Raw genomic sequence first — 24,493 nt, forward strand, 5'->3', positions numbered from 1 at the left:
TCAATTATGGGATTACTAGTCAACGGTAAATGGCAAGATAAATGGTACGACACCGATAAAAGCGATGGTGAGTTTAAACGCGAGTCTGCACAATTACGTAACTGGATAACCAAAGATGGCAGCGCAGGCCCAACTGGTGAGGCGGGCTTTAAGGCACAGAAAGGCCGTTATCATTTATATGTTTCATTAGCCTGCCCATGGGCGCACCGCACCTTGATTTTTAGAAAATTAAAAGGCCTTGAAGACTATATTGATGTCTCTGTGGTTAGCCCAGATATGTTAGATAACGGTTGGACGTTTGATAAAAACAACCACAGCACTGGAGATGCACTTTTTGATAAGCAATTTATGCATCAAATATACACCGAAAATAAAGCAGATTATTCCGGAAGAGTAACTGTGCCTGTGCTTTGGGATAAACAGCAAAATAAAATAGTCAGTAATGAATCTGCTGAAATCATTCGCATGTTTAACAGCGCCTTTAATGATTTAACTGGCAATAAACTAGACTTTTACCCAAATAACTTGCACGCTGAAATCGATGCAATTAATGAGCTGGTGTACAACAACATTAATAATGGCGTGTATCGTACTGGGTTTGCGACCACTCAAAAAGCCTATGAAGAGGCATTTAATGACTTATTCACTGCATTAGACAAAGTCGAAAGTATTTTACTCAAGCAGCGCTATTTGGTGGGCAACACCCTAACAGAAGCAGATTGGCGATTATTTACCACGCTAATACGCTTTGACAGTGTGTATGTTGGGCATTTTAAATGTAATCTGCGTACTATCGAAAATTACCCGGCACTGAGTGAATACTTACGTGAGCTTTATCAAGTTGCTGGCGTTAAAGAAACCGTTGATTTTTATCATATCAAACGACATTATTATTTTAGTCATACCATGATCAACCCAACGCAAATCGTCCCTAAAGGGCCCAATATTGATTACGCTCGCGAGCATAATCGCGGTTAACCAATTTATACTACCCCTGCAAAATGGCAGGGGTAGTTTAGGCCTTTTTATAACCACCACAAATCACAATAATGCCTTTTAAAGCTTTGATCACCACTGTATTTCATTGATAATATAACCAAAATAACTTTTTTCACCGACCAGATTTACTCTTTTATTCTTGAGCGTTAATAATTCAGCTTTATCTAAATACCATCTTATTGAATGTGTTTCTTCACTTGTTAAATCGGAAAACTTTAATTCTACGCAGTGCGGCTCATAGTCACTACTACATGTTGTTGCCTCAACTAATAAATATTCTTGCGACCAATACTCAGCCAATTGATAATTTGCCCATAACTGTATTGGGATATTAATGAATGTCCAAAAGTAAAAGTAAATAAACACTGGACTAAAAAGCAGCGTAAAATACTTAACTAAACGCCCCTCAGCAATAAAATGCTCATCTAAGCTTTCCTTCACTTGAGCAAAATTCTTATACTGACTCAAAAGGTAACCAATCGTCAGCACTGTCAGCGAGGGTAAAACCCATTTTAAAATAAAATTGTAATTAGCATTAGGGATAAATGCGGGATCCACACTTTCATACCAGATGAAAAAACCACAAGGCATAAAACAGGTAATCAATAATATTAAAATAATCCAAAAAAGCTGAGGTTTTGCCATAGAAATTGAAAGTCCTTATAATTTATGACCTGAGATAGCGTAACAAATGCCTATTATACAAACTGTTGCAGTTATAGTTTAATACTCTCAATATTTATTATTTGAACAAACTCTTTAAATTTTTACTATAAGTACGACTGACTTTAAGTGTTTTACCACTTTGTAATACAGCCGTGTATTCAGAGTTTCTAAGTGGGTTAAGTTGCTTTATATGGCTTAAATTTACAATCGTTGATTTATGTATTCGCAGGAAATCTTCAGGCAAGGTGTTTTTTTCAAGCTCTTTTAAACGCGCACGCATTACGTGTGTTTCAGCAGGTGTGTGTACACACATATAATCCCCCGCCGCATCAATCCATAAAATATCTTTAAACGGGATAATTTGAATCGGGTTTTTAGCATCTTGAATAACTAAATTCTCAGCTTCAAACTTATAGTCAGAGTTACCCGTAACCTCTACTTCTTGAGCGTCACTGTTAACTAGTGATTGGTGAACTTCAATAAGTTTGGTTTTTCCGTTTAGCTTTTGGGTTTTAATAACTCTTTCAATAGCTTCTGCAAGGCGAGCTAACTTAACGGGCTTAAGTAAATAATCCAGAGCCCTCACCTCAAAAGCTTTAACAGCATGTTGATGAAATGCCGTAACAAAGATAACCGCAGGGCAGCTCTCTGGTTGAAAATGTTTAATTAATTCAAAACCTGACTTTGTTGGCATTTCTATATCTAGAAACACTAAATCTACATCATATTCGTTAAGTACTTTAATTGCTTCATCAACACTTTGTGCACTGCCAATCACTTCAATTTCAGCAAAGGCTTCTAAGCGAATACGCAAACCTTCAATAGCACTGTATTCGTCATCAACGAGCAACGTTTTTAATTGAATCATGATTGCAAACCATTAATTGGAAGAGAGATACAAAACCACGCACCACCGGTAGTCGCATTGCCTTTTTCAATTCGGTGACTATTACCATATATTAATTTTAAGCGTTGCTCACAATTAGCCAAGCCGATGCCTCTTTTGGTTTTTTTATTATCATCAAAGCCTTTACCAGTATCAGCAACTTTAATGAGCAATGCGGATTTTGTTTTTTCAACATTAATGGTGATCACCATTTTTTGATCTGCTCGCATACCATGTTTTAACGCGTTTTCTACCAATGGTTGAATTAATAAAGAAGGTATTAATAAATCGTTGCATGGTTCATCAACGCTAATATTAACCTCTAGCTTGTCAGCAAATCGGCATTGTTCAATATCTAAGTAGGTTCTTAACATTGCAATTTCTTCTTTGATAGCTACTTTTTCAAGTGGGTCGGTATATAAACTATGGCGCAATAAGTCACATAGTTTTTCAAGCATGTTTACTGCCTGCAAGCTTTCTTTTTTCAATATTAACGTGCAAATAGCGTTAATACTATTGAACATAAAATGCGGGTTAAGCTGATATCGAAGCATTTTTAGCTGTGACTCTTTGGCTAAATGGGTTGCTTCTGCGGCTTTTTGAGTTTGCTCAAGATTATCTAAATAAATTTTGATCCCGTAATAAAAGGCAGTCCATGTTGAAAGCATGGTTAACGAGGCTGACGTCCATGTACCAAAGTCAAACCATGACATTGAAAGCCACCAGTTACCATATAACCACTGCAAGGAAATCCATTTAATTTGCGTCCAGAGTAATGTTGCAATTAGAAGCAGCATAATACGTAACGCGACTTTAACTTTGAGCTCTTGCTGACTAAAACAGTTGTAAAATCGTCTTAACGTTAAAGTGATCAAAAAGCCACACGCTACATCAATAATTAAATGCGGTATATGTATTGTCCATGGCTCTTCGCTTGGTATTTTTATCATTAATTCGGTCAGCATTGCATAGACAATCCAACCACAACTTTGGAATAACCAGAACAACTGACTTCTAGGGTTATTACTATTCACATTATTAAATCCAATGTTATAGGCTGTTGATTAATAAACGTTAATCAACAGCCATAGGGTATTACTTTGCACACGTTAATGATAATGAGTAATTACTCGGTTTTATAGTCAACACCACATCAGCAATTGCTAAACTTAAATTTTGACTGGTAATGCGCAGCGCGTCTGTTATTTTTTGCTCAGCAAGTCCGCTATCACCACAGTGCAAAGGGATTGCTAGAGTATGCCAACTTTTGTTTGTCATTAATTGTGAAAACGATGAAAAATCAATATTCCTTAAGCAATGATTTTCGCTACACATGACTTGCAAGTTTGCTCCTTGTTCTGGAGCTTTATCTATGCGCATTTTTAATTCAAGGTAACCTGCACTAAATTTACTATCTAGCTGTTCAGGCTTTAAAAAACTCAAGCTAACAGCGGCTTGTGCGCGCCAATTAAAGCCACGGCCATCTTCTTGATAAGATAAATTGACTGATTGCATAAGTAAACTCTGTTTATCGCCACTGGTTGCAGATGCACCGCTGGCTAACACCTTTTCTGTGCTTGTATCTGCCAGTTGCCAAGTCATATTTTTGGCTAAGTTTCTTACAAACAGCGGATGTGAGTCACTATTAATAATTTTTTTAGGGCTGGTTTTCTCACTCAAAACAGGCACATTTATGTTGTCCTGATAAGTTAAGCCATAGCCATAAGCAAATAATGGGTCATAGTCAGCATCGTTTAAGTTTAACGTAAATTGGTCATCATATTTAGGCCATGAAAAACTCAACTTACCGCTGAAATCAAACTGGGCTTTACCTTCGCTATTAGTTAATAGTACATCTGCAACGCCCTCACCTTCAGAGCCTGGTAGCCAAGCAGCAACAAAGGCATCCGATGCATTGAGCTCTTTATTAACCCACAACGGGCGGCCGCTTAAGAATACCGTTACTACCGGAATATTGTCTGCCTTAAGCTTTTTCAACAGTGCAAGTGCGTGTTTGGTTTCATGCTGAAACTCAAGCATTTCTATATCACCAAACCATTCTGCATAAGGTTCTTCACCAATAACAACAATGGCTACATCTGGCTTGGTTTTATACTCACCAGACTCGCTCAAAGTGATCTCACCACCCGCTTTTGTTACTTGCGACTGTAAACCCGCATAAATAGAGGTCGCATTTGGAAAGTCACTATTGGTATTGTCTGTGCCCTGCCAAGAAACGCTCCAACCACCCGCTTGCATATTAATTGCATTCGCGCCTTTGCCGGCAACTAAAATGCGGCTACTCGCTTTGATTGGCAGCACGTTTTCGTTGTTTTTTAATAGAACGAGTGACTTACGAACCGCTTCTCTTGCCAAAGTGCGATGCTCATTAGCACCTAACCACTGCGGGTGTTGTGATTCAGGTCGCGCTGATGGTTTGCTCTTCGAAAACACACCCCAGCGGATTTTAGCCCTTAAAAAGCGCCTAACGGCATCGTTAATTCTTGCTTCTGCGATTACACCGTCTTTCACTTGCTTAACAGTATTATGATAAAACGCTTCAAAATGCTCTGGTACCATGATCACATCAACGCCGGCGTTAATTGCTTGTGCACATTGCTCTAAATCGCAGCCTTCTACAAACTTGTGAGCATTCCAATCACTGACTACAAACCCATCAAAACCAAGTTGGTTTTTAAGTACATCCGTTAATAAATGTTTATCGCCATGTACACGTTTGCCATTCCAACTATTAAATGATGCCATCACTGATTGCACACCTTCATTAATAGCCGAAAAATAACCTGCGCTGTGAATATCTCTTAATCCTTTTTCATCGATAAGCGTATTTCCGCGATCAACGCCTTGCTCTGTACCACCATCGCCCACAAAATGTTTTGCGGTTGCAATACGGTTACTGCCTTTTAAAAAGTCAGCGCCTATATCACCTTGAATACCTGTCACCATACTACCTGCATACAGCCTAACTAATTCAGGATCTTCTGAGTAACTTTCATAGGTTCTGCCCCAGCGATCATCTCTGACTACAGCGACAGTAGGAGCAAAACTCCATTCAATCCCAGTGGCTGAGACTTCTTTCGCTGTTGCTTGGCCTATGCGCTTAATTAAGTCGACATCATGCGCAGCTCCTAAGCCAATATTGTGCGGAAATAACGTAGCGCCATACACATTGCTATGTCCATGCATGGCATCAGTACCCCAAATAGTCGGTATTGCAATACCGTCTTTCGTTGAGTCTATTGATGCTAGGTACATTTCATCCGCATATTTTAACCATGTGGCCTGATCAGCGCGTTTGTCGCCATAGGGGGCTGTATTGCCGCCATTTAGGTATGAACCAAACCCATATTTACGCATTTGTTCAACACTTAGATAACCAATTTCGGGCTGAATCATTTGCGCCACTTTTTGCTCTATGGTCATCTTTGTGAGCAGCTGTTCAATTTGCGCTTCTACAGCGGGATCGCGTTTAAGTTTAGTGTTTACATAAGGCCAGTTAACTTGCTCACGCTCTGCACTGAATGAATATTGACAAGTAAGCGCCCCAACTACGGGCAATAAGCAAAATAATAATTTAGAATATTTGATTTGAGACATTAAAAACCTTCGAGATTAAATTCTATTTATAGATACACACTTCTTAATTTTATTGGGGAATGTACTCAATAAAATCATAGTACGCCCACGAAGGGCTGCCATAGTATTGACCAGGGAAGTAATAGCCTTCGGTTGAGTTATCACCATTCCATTGGTTAATCATTATTTTTGTATTATCCATCGGCCATGCATACGCGGGAATTTCATTTTCAGCTAAATGACCATCGCCATTGTCTTTGTAGAGCACTCTTAATGTTTGCTCATTTCCTTGAGCGTCGTATAGGTACCAACGAATCGAGTTGCTAGACCAATCAAAGCCAATAGTTAATAAGTTTTCTCTGTAATCAAGCCCAAACTGACTTAAGTCGATGTCCTTTTCCCAGCTTTGATAAGTGCCACCTTGCGGCTGATAAATCACATTGGTATGAACAACGTTCCCAAGGGAGGGTAAAAGCTCAATATCTATCTCTTGCCATGCTCTGCCGGGTGAATCCCACCACGATGTGTAAGTAAAAATGGAAGACACAGTGCCTTGCGTATTCCCTGACTTAACACTGCCTTGGACCTTGCCAAAGCCATAGAAATTATTACTTTGCAGCTCAGCACATGCGCCTTGTGCCAAAGAAAGTGTAACGCCATGTTCACTTGGGTTGATCATTGCAGGGGAAAATTCACAGCCAAAAGGCGAGCCATTGTCGCCACTTCGCGCATTCCAAATGGCATTATCGTAACCCCATGAAAAATTATCTTTAAAATAATTGGCATATGTAAAAGGTGAGATAAACACACAACCTGCAACTAACGAGCTAATAAGCTTAGTTTTCATTATTGATCCTTATTTAAATTGTACACCTCCCACAGTGTTATATTAACTGTGGGAAGTTTAATTGTGGTGAGGTTATCTAGAATGAAAAACCAGCTCGTACACCGTAATACCTTGGCATGCCAAAGCTGCCTTTTGGAATTCCTTTGCTAGTATTATTCCAATATTGAATAGTTTCATCAGAGGCATTATTAACGAATACTTCTGCGTACCAGCTTTGTCCTTGCGGCTCATATTTGATTGACGCGTTATAGACTGCAAATGCATCTCGGCTATCATCAATGTATTTTGTCGCCTCGTCCGACACGCTAAAGTCCATATCATCTAAGTGTTTATCAACATTCCATACTGTTGAGTACGATTCATCTTTCCAGCTCGCATTAAGCCAACTATGAATAAAACCATATTCACCTAAATCAAATGTATGTGTGTAGCTGATGTTTGCCGTGAACTTAGGCGTCATCGCTAGGTTATTACCTTTAAGGTTGGTTGATAGCAGTGTATTTTCAGGATTTTTTGATTCCTCATAAGAAATATCAAAAAGATACTCAGCATCGTAATCCCATTTAGTATTCCAATCGTCCGTCACTTTAGCATCAGTCCAGGTTACATAACCGGTGATACGCCCGCTTGGGTAAGGCTTCCAATCAAACTCAATACCTTTGATTGTTGAACTAGGAACATTTTGTGTGTAATAAGCAATCACAGGCTTGTTTTGAAAATCAAGTACAGGCTCGCCATTACTATCTAAAACGGGAGAGCCATCTTCATCTTCTACCACAGATAAGCGTTCTACGTTACCGATTGAGCCCACTGATGCGTATTGCATGTCGGTGTAATCTGTGTAGAAAAATGCGGCTTTCAAGTTTAATGAATTATCAAAAAAGCTCGATTTAGCGCCAAGCTCCCATGTAAGTACTTCTTCTGGGTCGAACTTAGTTTCAAAGCGTGTTACGTCACCGGTTCTATCATTTACGACTTCATATACATCACCAATTCCACCAGCTTTAAAACCACTGGCAAGGTAGGTATAAACCATCGTTTCAGGTGAAATGTCGTAGTCTAAACCAACACGAAAGTCATGATGCTGCCAACTTCCTTTATTATCGTTTGCAAAGTATGACGCATAAATTGAAGGATCTTCGTAGTAATCAACTGGTAAGTTATTTAGATCCGTTCTATTTAACCAACCTACGGCGCAGCCATCGGCATTAGAGCAGCGATATGTTTTACCCCCTTTATCTTCTTTCGTTTCATCACTAAAACGATAACCAAGTGTTAGATGTAATTTTTCAGTTAAATTGTATGTACCTTGGCCAAACAAAGCGAATGCGTCTGTAGAGCGATCAGGTTGATCCCAAAAGGCTTTATCGTCCATTGGGTTATCGTAATAACCTAAGGTCGTGGTTTTTTCGTGGAAATAGTTAGCACCAACAATCCAAATAAAATCGCCGTATTCGTCAGATTGTAATTGCACTTCTGTAGAAAAAGATTCAGCACCAGTGCCATCTAAAAAGTACGTTGCCCCATCCCAAGGATCGAGGCCGACTTCGCTATCTTGTGCTGAAGAGCGTTCCATATCCTCATAGCCAAGTAGCCACACAAGCGAATATTCATCATTTATGTCGTAATTAAGGGTATTTCTAAGATAGGTGATATCTAAATTAAGCTTACCTGGTACATTCACAACAGCTTGATATGTATTATCACTGGGTAAAAAGTTTGTGCAATCGCCGCCCAGCTCTTCACTTCTACCACGAATTTTATCGCAGTTAACTAAATCGAGATTGTTATTGCTGTTATTAACGTACTTTTGAAAAACGGTATGATTTGAAAAGCCACCATCTAACGGCTCCCAAAGCGTACTAATTCTAAAAGAGTATTCATCAGCGTTGTTATAAAAGTCGTCTTTTTCTGCGGGGGTTAATTGGCGAACTTTTTGCGCCTCTGGATTTGTGCCTGCGCCATCTATCCACCAGTTTTCTCGCTGCGTGACTGTTTGACCAATACCTTGATAAGAATCCTCTGAGATAACAGGAGCATTGAGTATATCGTCGCTTAATCGTCTTGAGTCGTATTGGTTAGGATCGTAGTAACCCTCAAGGTAAGAATCTCGTTTTAATCCTTTGCCAGAAAACCGTACTGCAAATTCGTCATTAATTGGAATATTAATTACGCCATCAATATTTTTGCTGTTGTATTTTCCTGCTTCAACGTTCACATTGCCATATAAATGAGTGAATTCAGGCTTTGCTGAAATAACATTAATGCTACCAACTGTAGAGTTTCGACCAAATAATGTGCCTTGTGGCCCCCTTAATGCCTCAACTCGTTCAATGTCATACATCAGAGCTAGCGCTCCTTGCATTCTTGGCGAATAAATACCGTCAAGGTGAACGCCAACAGCAGGGTCGCCAAGCTCAGTAATATTGGTAGAGCGTACGCCACGCATCGAGATAACAGGTGCTGATTGATCCGTCGCTGTGGAGATATCTAACCCTGGCACTAGATTAGCAATATCTTTAACACTATTTACGCCATTTTGCCTGAGCTCAGCCTCCGTTAATGCTGTAATAGCAACAGGGGTTTCCATTAACTTTGTTTTACGTTTGGTTGCTGTTACTGAGATAACCTCTAAGGAGGTACTTTGTTTTTGCGCAGTGTTGCTTTCATTCGTATTCGTTGGATTATTCGTAGCAGCTTGTTGGGCATGTAACGGGAATGAGCAAGCCAATGCTACGGCAATTGATAATGCTTTTTTATTTATTGTGTGCATATTCGACCTTTTGATGTGTGTGTAAAACGTTAAGGTTTGTTACTTTTATTTAACAGTCTCACAGTATCCATAGGGTCTTTTTTGATTACTAGTCAAATACGCTAAGGCGAGTTAGATATAATACAAGCCGAAATTAAATCTTGGACAATAAATAAACTGACTCCTTGATTTAGTATCAACAGTCAAAAAACTTAAAAATTTATTGCATGAAAGTAAAACTGACCACCGATGCCATAAACACAAAGAAAGCGGATATAATCAGTGTGCGATGAAAAATACCATGGCATAACTTTATATACCCAAAAACGCAGGTCAATACATTAGGTAAGTTATCAAGGCTCACTCATTGTCACCTGCTAAGGCGTGATTAAAGCCGTGCTTAACATGCTAAGCTCGATATAAAATACGTGGCTTTAAACACTGCCCCTATATACCCAAACCACCTCAAGATGCGAGTTTCAGTTGGAATTAAAAGCGATTTAGGCAAGGCATTGATTGCAAATAATAGTGGTTCTATTGTTAAAATCAATAACGCAGTATAAATCGCTTTTAAACCAACCCTTTGGGCGTTTCACAGGCACTTACTCTCAGCGTTGTTACTTCTTAAAAGAGACGGCCATTCTTGCAAAGTAACGCCTTGATATTAAGCACCTGTGAAACGCTGAATTCTGCATCTTGAGGTGGTTTGGGTATATTATTAACCAATCGTTTTATACACATCAATATTACTGTGAGTAAGTAGAGCACCAGCCTGTTCACCAAACGTTTTAAAATGTGGCGCTAACTTATGCTCTTCAAAGTGCTCATTTGTAGCCCATTGTTCAGTTACAATGTAATCGGTTTGCGTGTCATTATTTTTCACAGCCAGCTCGTAGCGTAAACACCCTACTTCTTTGCGCGATAACTTTTGTAAGTTATCAAGTGCACTAAGTAACGTAGCTGCATCAGCGTTTTTACATGACAGCATTGCTATAACGGTTAACATAGTTATTCCTTTGCATTAAAAAGTGCAGACTCACTGCACTTTATATTGAACACGCTTAAAACGTGTCTTGATCCCACTGCGGTGCAAAACTTGGGGTTGCTTGACGGTCGCCGCAATCGAGAGCATCAATACGCGCAATGTCTTCTTCATCAAGTTTTACGGCTTTATCATTAAAGTTATCTTCAAGATTTTTACGCTTAGTTGATGACGGAATGGTCGTCATACCCTTGGCGTTTACCCATGCAATAACCACTTGTGCAGGGCTTGCATCATGCTTCTTAGCAATATCAATAATGGTATGATCGTTTAACACTTTACCTACCACAAATGGCATATAGGCGGTGACATGAATGTCATGCTGCTGACAAAAAGCACGTAACTTGGTATTGGTTAAATAAGGGTGTACTTCTATTTGGTTGGTGAATATTTCACGTGAGTCCAGTGTTTGCATGGCTTCTTTTAAATTCGCAATAGTGAAGTTCGATACACCAATATGCTTAGTTAATCCAAGCTGCTTTGCCGTTAATAACTCAGTTAAATACTCGCTCATTGGTTCATCGTTTGATGGCGCAGGCCAATGGATCAACAATAAATCGACAGAATCGAGTTGCAGCTTGTTAAGAGACTCTTTTACACTGGCGATAAAATCGCTTTTATTCAGTTTGTTATTCCACACTTTGGTGGTAATAAATAGCTCGTCTCTAGGGATATTGCTGTCTTTTATCGCTTGGCCAACTTGCTCTTCATTGCCATAAATCTGTGCGGTATCAATATGGCGAAAGCCAACTTCTAATGCCATTTTTACAGATTCATAGGCTGTTTTTCCTTCTAAGCGGAATGTCCCCATGCCTAAGTCTGGCATTTCAATTACACGTTGTGTCATAACTTTATCCTTATAAAAATAATCGGTTTAAATACAAACTTATTAGATTTCTAACCTAAGTTTTTCGAAATACACCTGTTACTTTGTTCATTTAAAATTTTTGACCTCGTAAAAGGTATGAGGCCATTAACCTTAGTTTCAAGGGCTAGAGCCTGTTTATCTTTCACAGTTACTTTTACATCCGTATGTTTGGTTTTTAGATAAGGCAGTATTAATGTAGCTAGAGAGCCAGAATAAAGTGCGGAAGTTTTACTTAATTTTTTACTTAACCCATCAGATTACAAACCTAGCATGGTGATTAAATAGCTTGTAAATTAAACAATCTTCAACCAGAGAGGTTAACCGGCCCTAGAACCTAATAATTATATTTATAAATGGCTGCTTTATAAAAAATTGAAAGTGCATCTCTCAAGGCCGCTATTTTCAACACTGTTAGCGCTGAAAGTAGTGGCTCAAAGTCGATTTATTCTACTGCGCTTTAGTTACTTATCTCTATGTTTTTGTAACATTTTCATTTCACTGTAGCTGCTGTGTTCCATCATTTGATCCATCATCACTTGCATCATTCTCAGCTGACCTTCCATTTTATTGATACGTTCATCGCCCTCAGTTTCTGACTCTGAATCATCACCACTTTCATTTAGGTCGTTTATCATGCGCATATTTGCACGCATTGAGTTCATATGTTGTTCCATTAGCTGCTCACGCTTTTGTGGATTATTTTCGTTTTCGATCTGTTGCATTAGCGAAAACATTTGCCGCATTTTTGGTTCCATATGCGATGTTTCTTTATCATGCATCATCTTGCCCATCATCATATGGTGTTCGCCTTCGCGTTCATCTTCTTGGGCAACTGCTGTAACAGCAAAAACAGCGGTTATAAACCCCACGATTAGATATCCTTTCATAACGAACTCCTTTTCACAGTCAGTTCATCATGAATAGCATGCGTACCTTCAGCACCTTTGGCGATTAACATTGCTGAGTCAATTTGGCTTTGGCTATCAACAATACCAATTAAACGCACATCACCTTTATTCGTAATGACTTCGATATTAAATGCTCTGAGAATAGGATCATTCATTAAAGCCATTTTAACGTTTGTAGTTACATCGATATCTAAAACATTGTTAGCCACCGTACTTTTTGGCGGCTTTTCCGCAGCAATTTCTGGGGATTTATAGCAACCAGTTAATTGTGAAACCATCAGTATTGCAACAACACATAGTATTTTTGAAAAGTATTTATCCATTAGGATATCCTCAGTATTAAGTGGAGCGATCACCATCGGCGGTAAAGTGTATTCTTCACTACCTACCATCACTTTATTATGTAAGAGGCTAACGTTCTGTTCGTTATCGAACTCAAAACAACTGTGTGTCAATAATAAAAAGCAGCGATTCATACTGGTCATTACTGCATTCATGTAATTAACTCGCTAATTTGGCTGTGTACTGCAGCGCACAGACAACCGCGGCAAATAAGCTAAAACTAAAGCGGTTCATTCAAATCATCGCCTAGTTGGCAACCTCAATATCAGCTCTAAAACACGCCAACACTTTATACTGTCGACCCCATTAAAAAGGATAACTACTATGTTACGTAGCATGAAAGATCTTGAAAATTGCGCTATCGCTGCTACCGATGGTGTGATCGGTAAAGAAAAAGATTTTCTATTCGATGATTTAGCATGGGTGATCCGCTATTTTGTTGTTGAAACAGGTTCTTGGCTATCCAGCCGTCAGGTTTTGATCTCACCAATTGCGGTTCAAAAACCAAACTGGATAGAAAAAATTCTGCCAGTGTTGATCAGTAAAGAACAAGTTAAAAACAGCCCAACTATCGATAACGATAAACCCGTGTCACGGCAAAATGAGGCCAGCTTACTCGATTATTATGGCTACCCTTATTATTGGGTAGGCGAAGGATTTTGGGGAGGCGGTATTTACCCTTATTTATTGTACCGTGACCACCAACACCTCCCACATACAGAAGCAGGTGCACGCAGCGCACAACTAACTCACCATAATGTTAAAAGTGAAGATAATAAAAAAGCCGATCCAAATTTACGAAGTTGCAAAGAGGTTATTGGCTATCATATTAATGCAAATGATGGTGATATTGGTCATGTATCTGGATTATTAGTAGAAGAAACAACGTGGGCGGTGCGTTATCTGATCATCGATACCAGTAATTGGTGGGGTGGACATAAAGTGCTCGTGCCACCAGAGTGGATCAGCGAAGTATGCTGGCTCGACAAAACCATCAGTGTTGATCTCAACCGCCAAGTAATAAAAGATGCGCCAGAGTATGATTATAACCTGCAAATAACTCCCGAGTTTGAAACAGCTATATATCAACATTACGAACTAGCGGGTTACTGGGACAAACTAGCAAAAGCGAAAAAGGATTGCTGAAATGATCGGCTTTCAAGTAATGCCTAGCGAAAAAAATTTGGCAAAAAGTCATATTCAATAAATAAAAAAACACCACTCACTAAACTAATGAGTGGCTTTTTATTCTTCGTTATCTGCTGATAACTGAATCTAAAATCGCATAGGCGGCTTTGACCCGTTCTACGTTGGGGTAATATTTGTTTGCTAACATAACAATTCCAGCATTTTTTGCCGGAATAAATACAATATATGCGCCAAACCCATTTGTTGAACCTGTTTTATTGATCCAGCCATTATGCAAAGCTACTTGAGGAGAATTATTAATATCGATTGGTTGAGGTTGTGTAATGGTTTCAACTGAATTTCCAGCTAACAGAGCAGCCAAGTTAGTTGGTAAAGGATACATTTCCCACGCTAGTCCTTACGTGAAAGTGCTCGCTTGATAATAGCCCTTCCTAGTACTTTTCAAGGCCGTATTGATTTTATCATCGAGAGAGACTAACCCTAAATTCGCTTTAATAAATTGCACCATATCTGCACTAGTAGACTTAATGCCATATGCTTGTGCATCCAGCATACCGGGATTTACTCTCACAGCATCGCCTGAAGCATTATATCCAAATGCATAATCATCCATTTTATTTGCTGGGACATTAACAAACGTATTTGACATGCCTAACGACGGAAATATTTTAATTTCCAGAAACTGTGCATAATCAACTTTCATACTTAATGCAGAAACATAGCCAAATAAACCTATACTTGGATTTGAATAGAGTCGTTGTGAATTTTCAGCAAAGGTTGGCTGCCAAGATTTATAATATTGCACCATATCATCGTCAGTCTTAACATTATCAGGGAACTGTAAAGGCAGACCACCTGCTGTATAGGTAGCTAACTGTGTAAATTTTGTGCTGCCAATAACGCTATTTTTCAACTCAGGTAGATATTTATCAACAGTGTCATCAAATGATAAAGTACCATTGCCTTGAGCATAACTCGCAAAGGTTGCAGCAAAGGTTTTACTGACCGATCCTAATTCAAACAGTGTATTCTGTGTTACTGCTTGGTTCTTTTCTTTATTCGCAACACCATAATTATAAAACTGTGACTTACCATCAACAATTATACCCACCGCTAAACCAGGAATTTGGTACTGCTGCATTAAGCGCTCGGCTTGCTTATCGACTGCTTTTCTCAACATTTGATTATTATTTTCAGCCCGAGCATCATTAGACATCACTATAGTTGCAGCTAAAGTAGTAATAACAAGCTTGTTTAAAATTATTTTCATTGTATCTCTCGTTAATGAATAAAATAGCCACGCCAGTGCAACCATATTGCAATAAAAACTCAACTCTCGGATTGAATTCTGGCGCCTGAGTTCATTCAAATATTGTAAATGGAGTATATTGATATTTAGCTTAACCTCGTTTTGAAAATGGTAGAGATGAGCATATTCAAGATCTACTCGTTCTAAATGCAAAAGTCAGCAAAGCCGCCGCTATTTTGTGAGTACGACTATTAATTTTTACTGAATTAAAATACGGTGTTGGTATTAAATTCTATGTTCATAGAAAATGAAATGCACAAATCGTCTTGATTTGAGCTTACTACTCCCAAAGCTCAAATAATTAAAGACGAAGAATATGGGTATGTTTTGCTGAATGATTTATATAAATGTGAAATTAATACAGCCAATGTTGTATGCAGCATAAATTAACAAACTAATACTTAGGTTATAGCAGAGGATTGCCTATTCTCTATGAATTATCGTGCGGAAATACACATGGTATAGTTCACACAGAGTCACTCGTAGCAAATTGTTCAACAAATAAAGTCGTTGTTGCTAACAAAGGCTACGATTGTAAAAAACTGAGAAAGTTGGTTCGTGATAACAACACGACACCCGTTATTCTACGCAAGGATAACAGTTTAATAGGTAATGAAGATATTGACTGATGCATGTACAAATATCGGCACTTGGTTGAGAATGCATTTGGCCGTATTAAGCAATATAGAAAGATAGCCACACGGTATGAAAAGCTTGCACGAAATTATCATTCAATGCTCGCTTTAGCATTTACGATGATGTGGCTACCAATGCGGGCTGATCAATATATGTACCACAAAGATCAACAGCCCCTAATGACGTAGCGCTCTCAGTAGCCTTAAACAACAAGAATATGATCCCTCACCAACGAGTGAAGAACCACAAATAGTAGAGAACATCTATTATCTAGCTCCTTGCATATTTATCGAATATACCTGTCGATAATGCCACTCAATCCTTAATTAAGCTCAAATAATGCTTTGCGAAAACTGGTTAGATAATTAACGACTCTATTATTTTTGCTGGGGTTTTCTGTATGATTTTTTCGTGTCAGGTTCTAAAGCTGCGCGCTTGCTTGCCGCTTCTTTTTTTAGTGTTTCAGCAGACTTTTTATCATCTACTTTTTTATCATAAGTTGGATTTTGCATAGTTGCCTCAGAGTTCTCGCCCCTCACGTTAATGTAAAAGGCCGAGATTTAAAGCCTAGTTTATAAAGCTCCCCAGCTCTGTGCGCTACAACACTTAAATACTATATTTGGTTTGATTATGGTTACGGTTTAAATTTGAAGCACCAGCTTTAGCTAAAAACCAGCACTATTTAAAAAGCATATTATTTGAGTCAGACATATAAGTGTTCTAACTCAAGTAAGGCCTGGTGAATGATCGGTTCCGCAAAACCGCTTTATTTAAACTATTAATTCTTTCAACGCATCTAAAGGCAGCGCTTTATAAAAATACCAACCTTGAACCTGGTAGCATTTATTATACTTTTCAATAAATTCACACTGCTCTTGCGTTTCAACGCCTTCAAAAATAACAATACGATTAAGGTTAGTGAATAGTGCCATTATTGCCAGGAGCATATCTTTTTTCAAAGGATCAGTAATCGATTGGGTAAAAATGCGGTCTATTTTTATGATATCGAAGTTAATTTCAGTTAACCAAACTAAATTTGAAACACCTGTGCCAAAATCGTCCAAGGCAACAGTAAACCCATAACGTTTAGCCTGCAAAGCAAAGTGTGACAACTCATTTAGTGGCAGTCCAATACGCTCAGTGATCTCAATTTTTATTTGTTTTTGGCTTATTTTATATAATTCGCATTGCTCATTTAAAAACGGTAAATACTCCGAACTTTGAATTTCAAAGGAGTTAACATTAATCGCAATACTAAAGTCATCTTTTTCTATAACAAAAGGCGACAACTCTTTAAATGCTCGCTGTACAGATGAAAATGCCATCGACGGATATAAATTTAACTGCTCAGCAATACTTAAAAATAACTCAGGTGAGACTTGCCCATGTACCGCATCTTTCCATCTAATTAAACATTCTACACCAATAATCTGCTTACTCTGGACCTCTAAAATTGGCTGATATTCTAAATAAATACTTTCATCTGCGATTGCATTACGTAATCGAAATTCAATCGAATTTGTTCTTTCTATGTATGAGATAAAAGAATAAATAATTAAAAAACTAATAACGCAAAGCAGTAAAAGTACTGCAGTCAGAGTCAAAGTGGAAAAAAATAGTAACCCAGGGCGATTATTAAGCACGCTAGCGCAATAGCCAAACTTTGTACTACAGCTTTTAACTTCTTGTGATAGTAAGTTAAATTCATTATCAAACTGAAATTCGGAGTCAAATTGATGGAAAACGTACAAGCCATCACTAGAGGTTATATTAAACGAAAAATCCTTATTTGCTTGATCAAAATATTTGAAAGGATCTTGAATTGTAAATGCAATAACACCATTACGTTTTGCAATATCATATTTGGCATCAATAGGAAAAATCCCCTCAACTTTTTGCGCAAAATAAAAACCTTTAGTGCCCTTAAAAAAATCAACATTAAGTTCAACGGGCTCTTTTAAAATGCCCCAATTTGCCGAACATATAATTCTATTTTGTTTAACTAAACCAACATCATGCGTGTAGTGGTAGTTAGTTAAAAGGATACGTAATTTATTTACAGTTTCTTCATCACAGCGTCGAGGGTTAATGGCTTCTGTCTGATAAATGGATTGGCTTATATCACTGGAGATTTCTTCGGCTTTACTAATAAGAGATTGCGTAAACTTTTTCTGATAAAGCATTTGTACATAGTTTGCGCCAAAATGGGATATACAAATTAAAAGCAGTAGCAAAAGCGGTAAAAAGAAAATTATTGCACTTGGTTTTTCTTTAAAAGCTCTCAATGACATAGATTTTCCCTTGCAGTTAGCACATTAATTATCATTTAATACCATTAAATTGTAACGTACGCTAGCAGCAAGCCCCTACTATTAAATGTTATTTAACAGCTGGCAGCTTGTTTGCGTATGAAAAGCTGAAATTATTGAGGTATCCAAAACATAGGACTTAGCCATATTAAAAAGGCTGCCACCTACTTCGCGAAGAATCAAAAATAAAGCGGTTCAAATTCGGTGAGCTGGTAAGTCAGCGAGTTTCTTCCACTCATTGAAAGTCGAAGCGATCCATGGCGAGCCAATTAGAGATAGTAATATATCAAACTCGATTCACTGTGACTGCTCACTCTATAATCTGATGAGCTAATGTTTTAAGCTATTATATCAACGCTTGGTATTACCTTTTCGGCTTACTAGGTTTAGCCAATGTAATTACATCATGAGTATAATTCGCCTCAATAACTTAAAAGTAAGCCTCTGAATAAGTTTATCTTTAGATAACAACGACAACTCAAACCTTAACAAAAACATATAAATAAAGTGCAATCTGCTGTTATACTGTTTTTAATCACAGAGGGTCTTATTCTAGTATGGTTACAATTAAGCAAGTCGCTGTCCACGCAGGTGTTTCATTTAAAACTGTATCGCGAGTGGTCAATAATGATCCAACAGTCAAAGATATTAACCGCGAGAAAGTTCTTAAAGCGATAAAAGAATTAGGTTATCGTCCTAATCGTGCGGCAAGTTTAACGCGACGTAAAAACTCAAACATTTACGCAATTATTGCTGATGAACTGCTTAGTGTTCCTTATACTTTTGATATTATTCGTGGTGCCCAAGAAATTGCGTGGCAGAAAAATAAAGAACTGTTGATCCTCAATGTTAACGAAACCCAAGCGAGTATAGACAGAGCTATAGAAAGCCTTTTAGAGTATCGCGTAGAGGGCGTTATATATTCAGCAATGTATCATCGCCAAGTTGTGGTAGCTGATGAACTAAAAAAAATACCAACAATTTTAGCTAACTGTTTTCCTGCTTTGAATAATTTCCCTTGTGTAGTACCTGATGAACAGCAAGCCGGTGAAGATATTACTGACGCGTTAATCCGTAAAGGCTATCGACGAATTGCTTTCTTAAACTTAAATGAGCATATAGTTGCTGCCAAAGGCCGTAAACAAGGCGTTATAAATTCATTTAAAAAGCACGGCTTACCACTCGATGATTTACTCATTGAATCGGTGATTATTGGTCAAGCCGATGGTAGTGAGATTTCTACTTCGAGAGAGTCTGCAGCGCGAGTAATTGACGAGTTTAAACCTGATGCAATTATTTGTGGTCAAGACCCCATGGCGCTAGAAATTTACTTTGTTGTGCATGATAAAGGAATGATCGTTGGTAAAGATATTGGTATAGCTAGTTTTGATGATTGGGGCAGTATTCCACAATTATTACAACCGAATTTAACTACCATGGCATTACCACACCATGCTATGGGACGTTGGGCAATGGAATACCTCATAGAGCAGCGCACTGATATTGTTCACCACCACTTACCATTTAAACTAATTGCTCGTGATTCGTTTTAATTGCATCTGCCTTTAATGCAAAAAGCGATAATACAATAAACACACACACAACCAAACCCAAATATTGGTAGGCTAACGCAAAGCCTACATTATCATATACTACACCTACAGCGACGGCTAACATTGACGCCATCAATTGCGTAGTAAATTGAAAGCCAATGATATAGATCATGGCTGAATAACGAGCTTCAAAGTGCATGTTTATATATTTAAACAATGCAATTAACATCAGCGGTAACTCAATTGCATGTAACAATTTTAATACACTAATGCTGATAGAGTCATTAACAATCCCCGAGCAATATATTCGTATCGCCATCAATACACCACTTAACAGCAACGAGTTTTTAACGCCCAAATAATTCACCCATTTAACAGCTAAATACAAAATAGCCGCTTCAAGAATTACTTGCGCTGAAGTTAAATAGCCAAAAAACTCTCGACCTTGCTCTGGGGTGTCAAAAAAAGAGGTGTAATAAATAGCAAATTGCTGATCAAATACCGCATAAATACAACTTACACCGATCACAAATACACTTAAACGCCACAATCCTGCGATTTTAAAAAATGCTTTGAGCTGTTGCACGGGAGAAAAAGTTCGAGAAGGCGCTATTTCGGGCTGATTTTTTGCGACCTTAACAAAGGCTAATAACCCCATTAAGCAAACCGCCGCAATGCTTGATAACCAATAATTTAAACTAGGGGATAAATTAAACGATAAACCGGCAAAGTAGCTTGCCATGGCCCAACCTAGTGACCCCCACATTCGAGCTTTACCAAATTCAAAATTCGTCGAGCGACTTTGTTTATCAATATAACTTTCAAGTGTCCCGACTCCAGCCAAAAATGCACATGAAAAAACAGCACCGCCTAAAATAGCAGCCAGATAAAACTGTGTTTGTAGTAAGGGTGCGTATACATAACTGACAAATGGACCAATCAATATGATAAAAAATGCAATGAAGTAAAGCAGTGTTTTTTGTAAACCGAGTTTATCTTGCAAAATGCCATAGCAAGGCATCACGAGTAAAGCCATGATGGAATTGATACTAAAGATGACCCCTACTTTAGCACTGTTGAGGCCTACTTCTTGACTAAGCCAAATAGGAAAAAATGAAAATGAAAAAGACCATGCCATAAAATAAATAAAGAAAATGGCGCTCAATAGCCGATAATTACTACTCATATATCGCATAGCCTTATAAAAAGTAAGCGACTCTATATTACTATAGAGTCGCTTCAAATGTTATTTTTCTATTGCTATATTGTTTAACTTTACGTCACTAAGCGACAAAGGCTGCTCAGCACTCACTTGTATTTTATTATAAGGAGAGGTTGGAAAAACAATCGAGGTCATAGAGCTAACCCCCTTATTTACAAACACTTCTACCGACGCTTTATCTACCCATATATCAACATCGTAATATTCAAGTCCTTTTTGTAATGGCGCAGTTTGTAAAGATGCAAAACCATCTTCAAAGTCTTTTAAACCCGACTGCCTGCGGTCAAGTATTAGTTGCCCTTGAGCTGGGTTTAGCTGCAGCTTAGTGTATTCGCCCGTATCAGAGCTAAGCACGATATCAGTAACTTGTTCAGAGTTCGCTATACTAAAGCTCACCTTAAATTGCCCAGGCTCAATTGTAAAAAGCTCATCTAACTGATAGCTATTTGCGCCAGTTAAGGTTGCCTTTTGTTGTGAGTTACTCAATAAACTATCTAACTCTTTAACCGGTTGAGATGCCAAACGCACGCCTGTTGGCGTTTGCAATAACTTTAATTCTCTGGGAATCGTCATTGCGCTGCGCCATACCTCAGTGGGTACTTGATTTGCGTATTGCCAGTTACTCATCCACCCCATAAATAAGTGTCTACCGTCTTGAACATCAGAGAAAGTTACACCAGCATAATTATCTGTACCATAGTCTAGCCATATTGAAGGTTCATACTTTTCTTTTGCTGCTTTATCAGAAAATACAATATCAGCGATTTTAATATGCCCCCAATCACCTCGTTCATTGTCTACCACTTTAATATAAGCTTGCTGACCTTTTAATTGACTCACGTTCCAAGAACGCTCAGTCAGTGTACCTGTATTATTTCCACTTGCGGTTTTAACTATCTCGCCATTAACTAACAACTGTATTGCGGTACTATTGTGAGGCTTTCCGCCTGCAATCTTGAAGTTAATGAAATCATGATCGATTTCAAATGATTTTGAAGTTAAGGTGCCAATTGCCTTATCCGAACCTTTAAAAGAACTGGCAATGGTATTTGCTGGTTGATCATTAACTATATGGAATGCTTCACCCGATACTTGCCAATTCTTTAAACCACTCTTAAAATTAGAGAAATCAAGTCCTTGAGGGAAAACGGCGGGTGTTGATGTAAGCATTTTTTGATAATCGCTATCCAGTACAAATTTTTCACCGTCAAAATCGCCAACAAAATATTGTGTACCAGAGCCGCCATTTGGCGCGCCAGGATTGATACTCACTAATAGAACATATTTATATTCGTCGGTGCCTTCAATACGCACGCGAATAAGATCTGGACACTCCCATACGCCTGCGTGACTGCCCCAATCAGCGCCAAAGTTACTTTCAAATTGCCATGTTTTTAAATCTTTTGAGCTGTAAAAGCCAATATGATCATCTTGAGCCAATACCATAACCCATTGCTCGGTATCTTCATGCCAGCTTACTTTAGGGTCGCGGAAGTCGCGGATCCCAGGGTTTTTTAATACCGGATTATTAGCGTATTTTTCCCAAGTGCGGCCTTTATCGGTGCTATATGCTATGCCTTGGGTTTGAAAATCAATCGCTCCCTGTGCCGCCTTTTTATCATCATGATAGGTAAATATAGCCACTAATGGTGGGTTTTCTTTACTGCCAAAGCCGCTGCTATTTTGCCAATCAACTACCGCACTACCAGAGAAGATAGTACCGTGCTCATCAGGAAACAACTTAATTTCTTGATGCTGCCAATTAACCATATCTTTACTAATTGCATGTCCCCAATGCATTGGTCCCCATACCGATGAATCAGGATTATGCTGGTAAAACAGATGATATTCACCTTGGTAATAAACCATACCGTTAGGATCATTCATCCAATGCTTTTTAGGGGTAAAATGAAAAGCAGGACGAAACGCCTCTTTGCTAGGTTTATCTACACCCGTAGGGGCAGTTTGTTCAGTTTGGTTTGTCATGCTACATGCTGCCAAAAATGATGAAATTAAAACTAAATTAACGGTTCGCATCTAATGCTCCATGCTTATTATTGGTATCTAATGAAATTGCTTCTAAAGAACGTCCTTTTGTTTCTGGCATAAACCACGCAACAAAAATCAATTGCCCTAACATCATTAAAGTAAAGAAAGTGAATACTTCAGTGGCACTAAAACGTTCTAAGAAAAATGGCATAAGTAAAGTGATTGCTGCGGCAAAAAACCAATGCGTACCGGAGCCCAAAGACTGCCCTTTTGAACGAACTTTGTTAGGGAATATTTCTGCAATGAAGACCCAAATAACGGTACCTTGGCCAATGGCATGAGCGGCAATAAACACAAATACAAACGCTACAACCGTTAAACCACCAGAGTCAGTACTAAACGCCCACGCCACGACAGAGAGCGAAATAACGTAGCCAATTGAGCCAATGTACATCAGCGAACGGCGGCCAAACTTATCAATCAACGATAAACCCAGCATGGTAAAACATAGGTTAACCACGCCAATCCCAGCGCCAGAAAGTAATGATTGATTTACATCCAACCCTGCAAGTTCAAATACGCGCGGTGCATAATAAATGATAAAGTTAATGCCAGATAATTGATTAAATGCGGCAAATAAAAATGCAAATAAAGCCGCCTTATTGTAACTACCACCAAATAGCTTTGATTGACTGTTTTGTAACTTGTCGCGTTCAATGTCATTTAATACTTGGTCTGGGTTTTGTTCACCTAAAGTCACTAAGATTGAACGCGCTTTAGTTTTCTCATTTTTCTTTTGCACTAACCAACGTGGGCTTTCAGGTGCCTTAATGATCATTAATAAATAAGCCAGAGCAGGCATTGCCTCCACACCTAACATTAAACGCCAGTCAATTGCAGATGTTCCTGCAATTAAAAAATTAGAAACAAACGCAACTAAGATCCCAAATACAATTTGAAACTGATAAAGCGCAACCAAACGCCCACGGTACTTAGCAGGTGCAATCTCAGAAATATAAGCAGGTACAACAATTGAAGAAATGCCCACTCCCACGCCACCAATAAACCGTAATAAGGCGAAGCTATATGCGTCAGGTGCCATGGCGGAGCCAAGCGCCGAAACTAAAAACAACACCCCAACTAAAACTAATGTGGGTTTTCTACCCCACTTATCGCATGGGTAATTACCGGTTAAGGCACCCAGTAGTGTTCCCCATAAAGCTGAAGACATAATAAATAAGCCATGAAATAACGAGCTCGTATTCCATAACGCTTGAATAGGTTTATCCGCACCGGATATAACGGCTGTATCAAAGCCGAATAAAAAACCAGCAACGGCAACGGTGACTGACCAATAAATAATTTTTTTCATAATCACTCTTAAAACTTAACGATTAAAAGGTGGGCCGAAACCCACCA

Annotated in this window: 18 protein-coding genes and 2 pseudogenes; 4 read left to right on the forward strand and 16 right to left on the reverse strand. The window is 38.5% G+C overall.

From position 1 onward, the window contains the following. The first annotated feature begins 6 nt into the window (after nucleotides 1–6). Nucleotides 7–978 carry a glutathione S-transferase family protein gene (locus PSR9079_RS19015; RefSeq protein ID WP_149982858.1) on the forward strand — a complete coding sequence of 324 codons (972 nt, stop codon included), beginning with the start codon at nucleotides 7–9 and terminating at the stop codon, nucleotides 976–978. 90 nt (nucleotides 979–1,068) lie between these two features. On the opposite strand, the gene PSR9079_RS19020 is transcribed toward PSR9079_RS19015, so the two are convergent. From PSR9079_RS19020 to PSR9079_RS23805, 10 genes are all read right to left on the reverse strand, one after another. After that, a complete protein-coding gene (locus tag PSR9079_RS19020) occupies nucleotides 1,069–1,644 on the reverse strand; it encodes a hypothetical protein (protein WP_149982859.1) in 576 nt (191 codons plus the stop codon). 97 nt (nucleotides 1,645–1,741) lie between these two features. Next, entirely contained in the window at nucleotides 1,742–2,533 is a 792-nt protein-coding gene (locus PSR9079_RS19025) for a LytR/AlgR family response regulator transcription factor (protein ID WP_149982860.1), read from the reverse strand. Further along, nucleotides 2,530–3,585, reverse strand: coding sequence for a sensor histidine kinase (locus tag PSR9079_RS19030; protein ID WP_246175609.1), 1,056 nt, complete (start codon nucleotides 3,583–3,585; stop codon nucleotides 2,530–2,532). The genes PSR9079_RS19025 and PSR9079_RS19030 overlap by 4 nt, the downstream gene beginning before the upstream one ends. A gap of 61 nt (nucleotides 3,586–3,646) precedes the next feature. Continuing rightward, nucleotides 3,647–6,169 (reverse strand): glycoside hydrolase family 3 protein, encoded by a 2,523-nt coding sequence (locus PSR9079_RS19035; RefSeq protein WP_149982861.1) that lies wholly within the window; start codon nucleotides 6,167–6,169, stop codon nucleotides 3,647–3,649. 49 nt (nucleotides 6,170–6,218) lie between these two features. After that, nucleotides 6,219–6,995, reverse strand: coding sequence for a family 16 glycosylhydrolase (locus PSR9079_RS19040; RefSeq protein WP_149982862.1), 777 nt, complete (start codon nucleotides 6,993–6,995; stop codon nucleotides 6,219–6,221). 76 nt (nucleotides 6,996–7,071) lie between these two features. Continuing rightward, nucleotides 7,072–9,768: a TonB-dependent receptor gene (locus PSR9079_RS19045; RefSeq protein WP_149982863.1), complete on the reverse strand. Its 2,697-nt coding sequence runs from the start codon at nucleotides 9,766–9,768 to the stop codon at nucleotides 7,072–7,074. A gap of 697 nt (nucleotides 9,769–10,465) precedes the next feature. Beyond that, on the reverse strand, nucleotides 10,466–10,753 hold the full coding sequence (locus tag PSR9079_RS19050) for a putative quinol monooxygenase (RefSeq protein ID WP_149982864.1): 288 nt from the start codon (nucleotides 10,751–10,753) through the stop codon (nucleotides 10,466–10,468). Nucleotides 10,754–10,808: 55 nt separating this feature from the next. Continuing rightward, entirely contained in the window at nucleotides 10,809–11,636 is an 828-nt protein-coding gene (dkgB, locus tag PSR9079_RS19055; RefSeq protein WP_145241103.1) for a 2,5-didehydrogluconate reductase DkgB, read from the reverse strand. A gap of 482 nt (nucleotides 11,637–12,118) precedes the next feature. Next, nucleotides 12,119–12,544, reverse strand: a complete 426-nt coding sequence (locus PSR9079_RS19060; RefSeq protein ID WP_149982865.1) for a hypothetical protein — start codon at nucleotides 12,542–12,544, stop codon at nucleotides 12,119–12,121. Next, the gene (locus PSR9079_RS23805; protein ID WP_218939791.1) at nucleotides 12,541–13,062 is read right to left on the reverse strand and encodes a BON domain-containing protein; all 522 of its coding nucleotides are present in this window, start codon (nucleotides 13,060–13,062) and stop codon (nucleotides 12,541–12,543) included. Before PSR9079_RS23805 ends, PSR9079_RS19060 begins: the two co-directional genes overlap by 4 nt. 169 nt (nucleotides 13,063–13,231) lie before the next feature. Between PSR9079_RS23805 and PSR9079_RS19070 the strand changes: the two genes are divergently transcribed. Then, on the forward strand, nucleotides 13,232–14,053 hold the full coding sequence (locus tag PSR9079_RS19070; RefSeq protein WP_149982866.1) for a PRC-barrel domain-containing protein: 822 nt from the start codon (nucleotides 13,232–13,234) through the stop codon (nucleotides 14,051–14,053). Between the two features lie 109 nt (nucleotides 14,054–14,162). Here PSR9079_RS19070 and ampC read toward each other — a convergent pair. Continuing rightward, nucleotides 14,163–15,371, reverse strand: a pseudogene (gene ampC, locus PSR9079_RS19075) (class C beta-lactamase). Nucleotides 15,372–15,988: 617 nt separating this feature from the next. Between ampC and PSR9079_RS24285 the strand changes: the two are divergent. Further along, a pseudogene (locus PSR9079_RS24285) lies at nucleotides 15,989–16,189 on the forward strand (transposase); the annotation flags it as partial. 189 nt (nucleotides 16,190–16,378) lie between these two features. Here the strand turns inward: PSR9079_RS24285 and PSR9079_RS24165 are convergent. Further along, nucleotides 16,379–16,513, reverse strand: a complete 135-nt coding sequence (locus tag PSR9079_RS24165; protein ID WP_281290950.1) for a hypothetical protein — start codon at nucleotides 16,511–16,513, stop codon at nucleotides 16,379–16,381. Nucleotides 16,514–16,771: 258 nt separating this feature from the next. Then, complete coding sequence (locus tag PSR9079_RS19085) at nucleotides 16,772–18,286, reverse strand: EAL domain-containing protein (RefSeq protein WP_179959223.1); 1,515 nt, start codon at nucleotides 18,284–18,286, stop codon at nucleotides 16,772–16,774. Between the two features lie 581 nt (nucleotides 18,287–18,867). On the opposite strand from PSR9079_RS19085, the gene PSR9079_RS19090 reads away from it, so the two are divergent. Then, nucleotides 18,868–19,863, forward strand: coding sequence for a LacI family DNA-binding transcriptional regulator (locus tag PSR9079_RS19090; protein WP_149982868.1), 996 nt, complete (start codon nucleotides 18,868–18,870; stop codon nucleotides 19,861–19,863). Here PSR9079_RS19090 and PSR9079_RS19095 read toward each other — a convergent pair. The 3 genes from PSR9079_RS19095 to PSR9079_RS19105 are packed head-to-tail and all read right to left on the reverse strand — an operon-like array spanning nucleotide 19,835 to nucleotide 24,446. Further along, on the reverse strand, nucleotides 19,835–21,049 hold the full coding sequence (locus PSR9079_RS19095) for an oligosaccharide MFS transporter (RefSeq protein WP_149982869.1): 1,215 nt from the start codon (nucleotides 21,047–21,049) through the stop codon (nucleotides 19,835–19,837). The two genes, PSR9079_RS19090 and PSR9079_RS19095, sit on opposite strands and share 29 nt — an antisense overlap. A gap of 60 nt (nucleotides 21,050–21,109) precedes the next feature. Then, complete coding sequence (locus PSR9079_RS19100) at nucleotides 21,110–23,122, reverse strand: glycoside hydrolase family 32 protein (protein WP_149982870.1); 2,013 nt, start codon at nucleotides 23,120–23,122, stop codon at nucleotides 21,110–21,112. Next, the gene (locus PSR9079_RS19105; RefSeq protein ID WP_149982871.1) at nucleotides 23,109–24,446 is read right to left on the reverse strand and encodes a sugar porter family MFS transporter; all 1,338 of its coding nucleotides are present in this window, start codon (nucleotides 24,444–24,446) and stop codon (nucleotides 23,109–23,111) included. The genes PSR9079_RS19100 and PSR9079_RS19105 overlap by 14 nt, the downstream gene beginning before the upstream one ends. Nucleotides 24,447–24,493 lie beyond the last annotated feature (47 nt).

The organism is Pseudoalteromonas rhizosphaerae, from assembly GCF_902498845.1.
GTDB lineage: Bacteria > Pseudomonadota > Gammaproteobacteria > Enterobacterales > Alteromonadaceae > Pseudoalteromonas > Pseudoalteromonas rhizosphaerae.

Coding starts and splice junctions, on each gene's coding strand:
- PSR9079_RS19015 (WP_149982858.1), top strand. CDS start 7: ATGGGATTACTAGTCAACGGTAAATGGCAAGATAAATGGTACGACACC.
- PSR9079_RS19020 (WP_149982859.1), bottom strand. CDS start 1,644: ATGGCAAAACCTCAGCTTTTTTGGATTATTTTAATATTATTGATTACC.
- PSR9079_RS19025 (WP_149982860.1), bottom strand. CDS start 2,533: ATGATTCAATTAAAAACGTTGCTCGTTGATGACGAATACAGTGCTATT.
- PSR9079_RS19035 (WP_149982861.1), bottom strand. CDS start 6,169: ATGTCTCAAATCAAATATTCTAAATTATTATTTTGCTTATTGCCCGTA.
- PSR9079_RS19040 (WP_149982862.1), bottom strand. CDS start 6,995: ATGAAAACTAAGCTTATTAGCTCGTTAGTTGCAGGTTGTGTGTTTATC.
- PSR9079_RS19045 (WP_149982863.1), bottom strand. CDS start 9,768: ATGCACACAATAAATAAAAAAGCATTATCAATTGCCGTAGCATTGGCT.
- PSR9079_RS19050 (WP_149982864.1), bottom strand. CDS start 10,753: ATGTTAACCGTTATAGCAATGCTGTCATGTAAAAACGCTGATGCAGCT.
- dkgB (WP_145241103.1), bottom strand. CDS start 11,636: ATGACACAACGTGTAATTGAAATGCCAGACTTAGGCATGGGGACATTC.
- PSR9079_RS19060 (WP_149982865.1), bottom strand. CDS start 12,544: ATGAAAGGATATCTAATCGTGGGGTTTATAACCGCTGTTTTTGCTGTT.
- PSR9079_RS23805 (WP_218939791.1), bottom strand. CDS start 13,062: ATGAATGCAGTAATGACCAGTATGAATCGCTGCTTTTTATTATTGACA.
- PSR9079_RS19070 (WP_149982866.1), top strand. CDS start 13,232: ATGTTACGTAGCATGAAAGATCTTGAAAATTGCGCTATCGCTGCTACC.
- PSR9079_RS24165 (WP_281290950.1), bottom strand. CDS start 16,513: ATGCAAAATCCAACTTATGATAAAAAAGTAGATGATAAAAAGTCTGCT.
- PSR9079_RS19090 (WP_149982868.1), top strand. CDS start 18,868: ATGGTTACAATTAAGCAAGTCGCTGTCCACGCAGGTGTTTCATTTAAA.
- PSR9079_RS19095 (WP_149982869.1), bottom strand. CDS start 21,049: ATGAGTAGTAATTATCGGCTATTGAGCGCCATTTTCTTTATTTATTTT.
- PSR9079_RS19100 (WP_149982870.1), bottom strand. CDS start 23,122: ATGCGAACCGTTAATTTAGTTTTAATTTCATCATTTTTGGCAGCATGT.
- PSR9079_RS19105 (WP_149982871.1), bottom strand. CDS start 24,446: ATGAAAAAAATTATTTATTGGTCAGTCACCGTTGCCGTTGCTGGTTTT.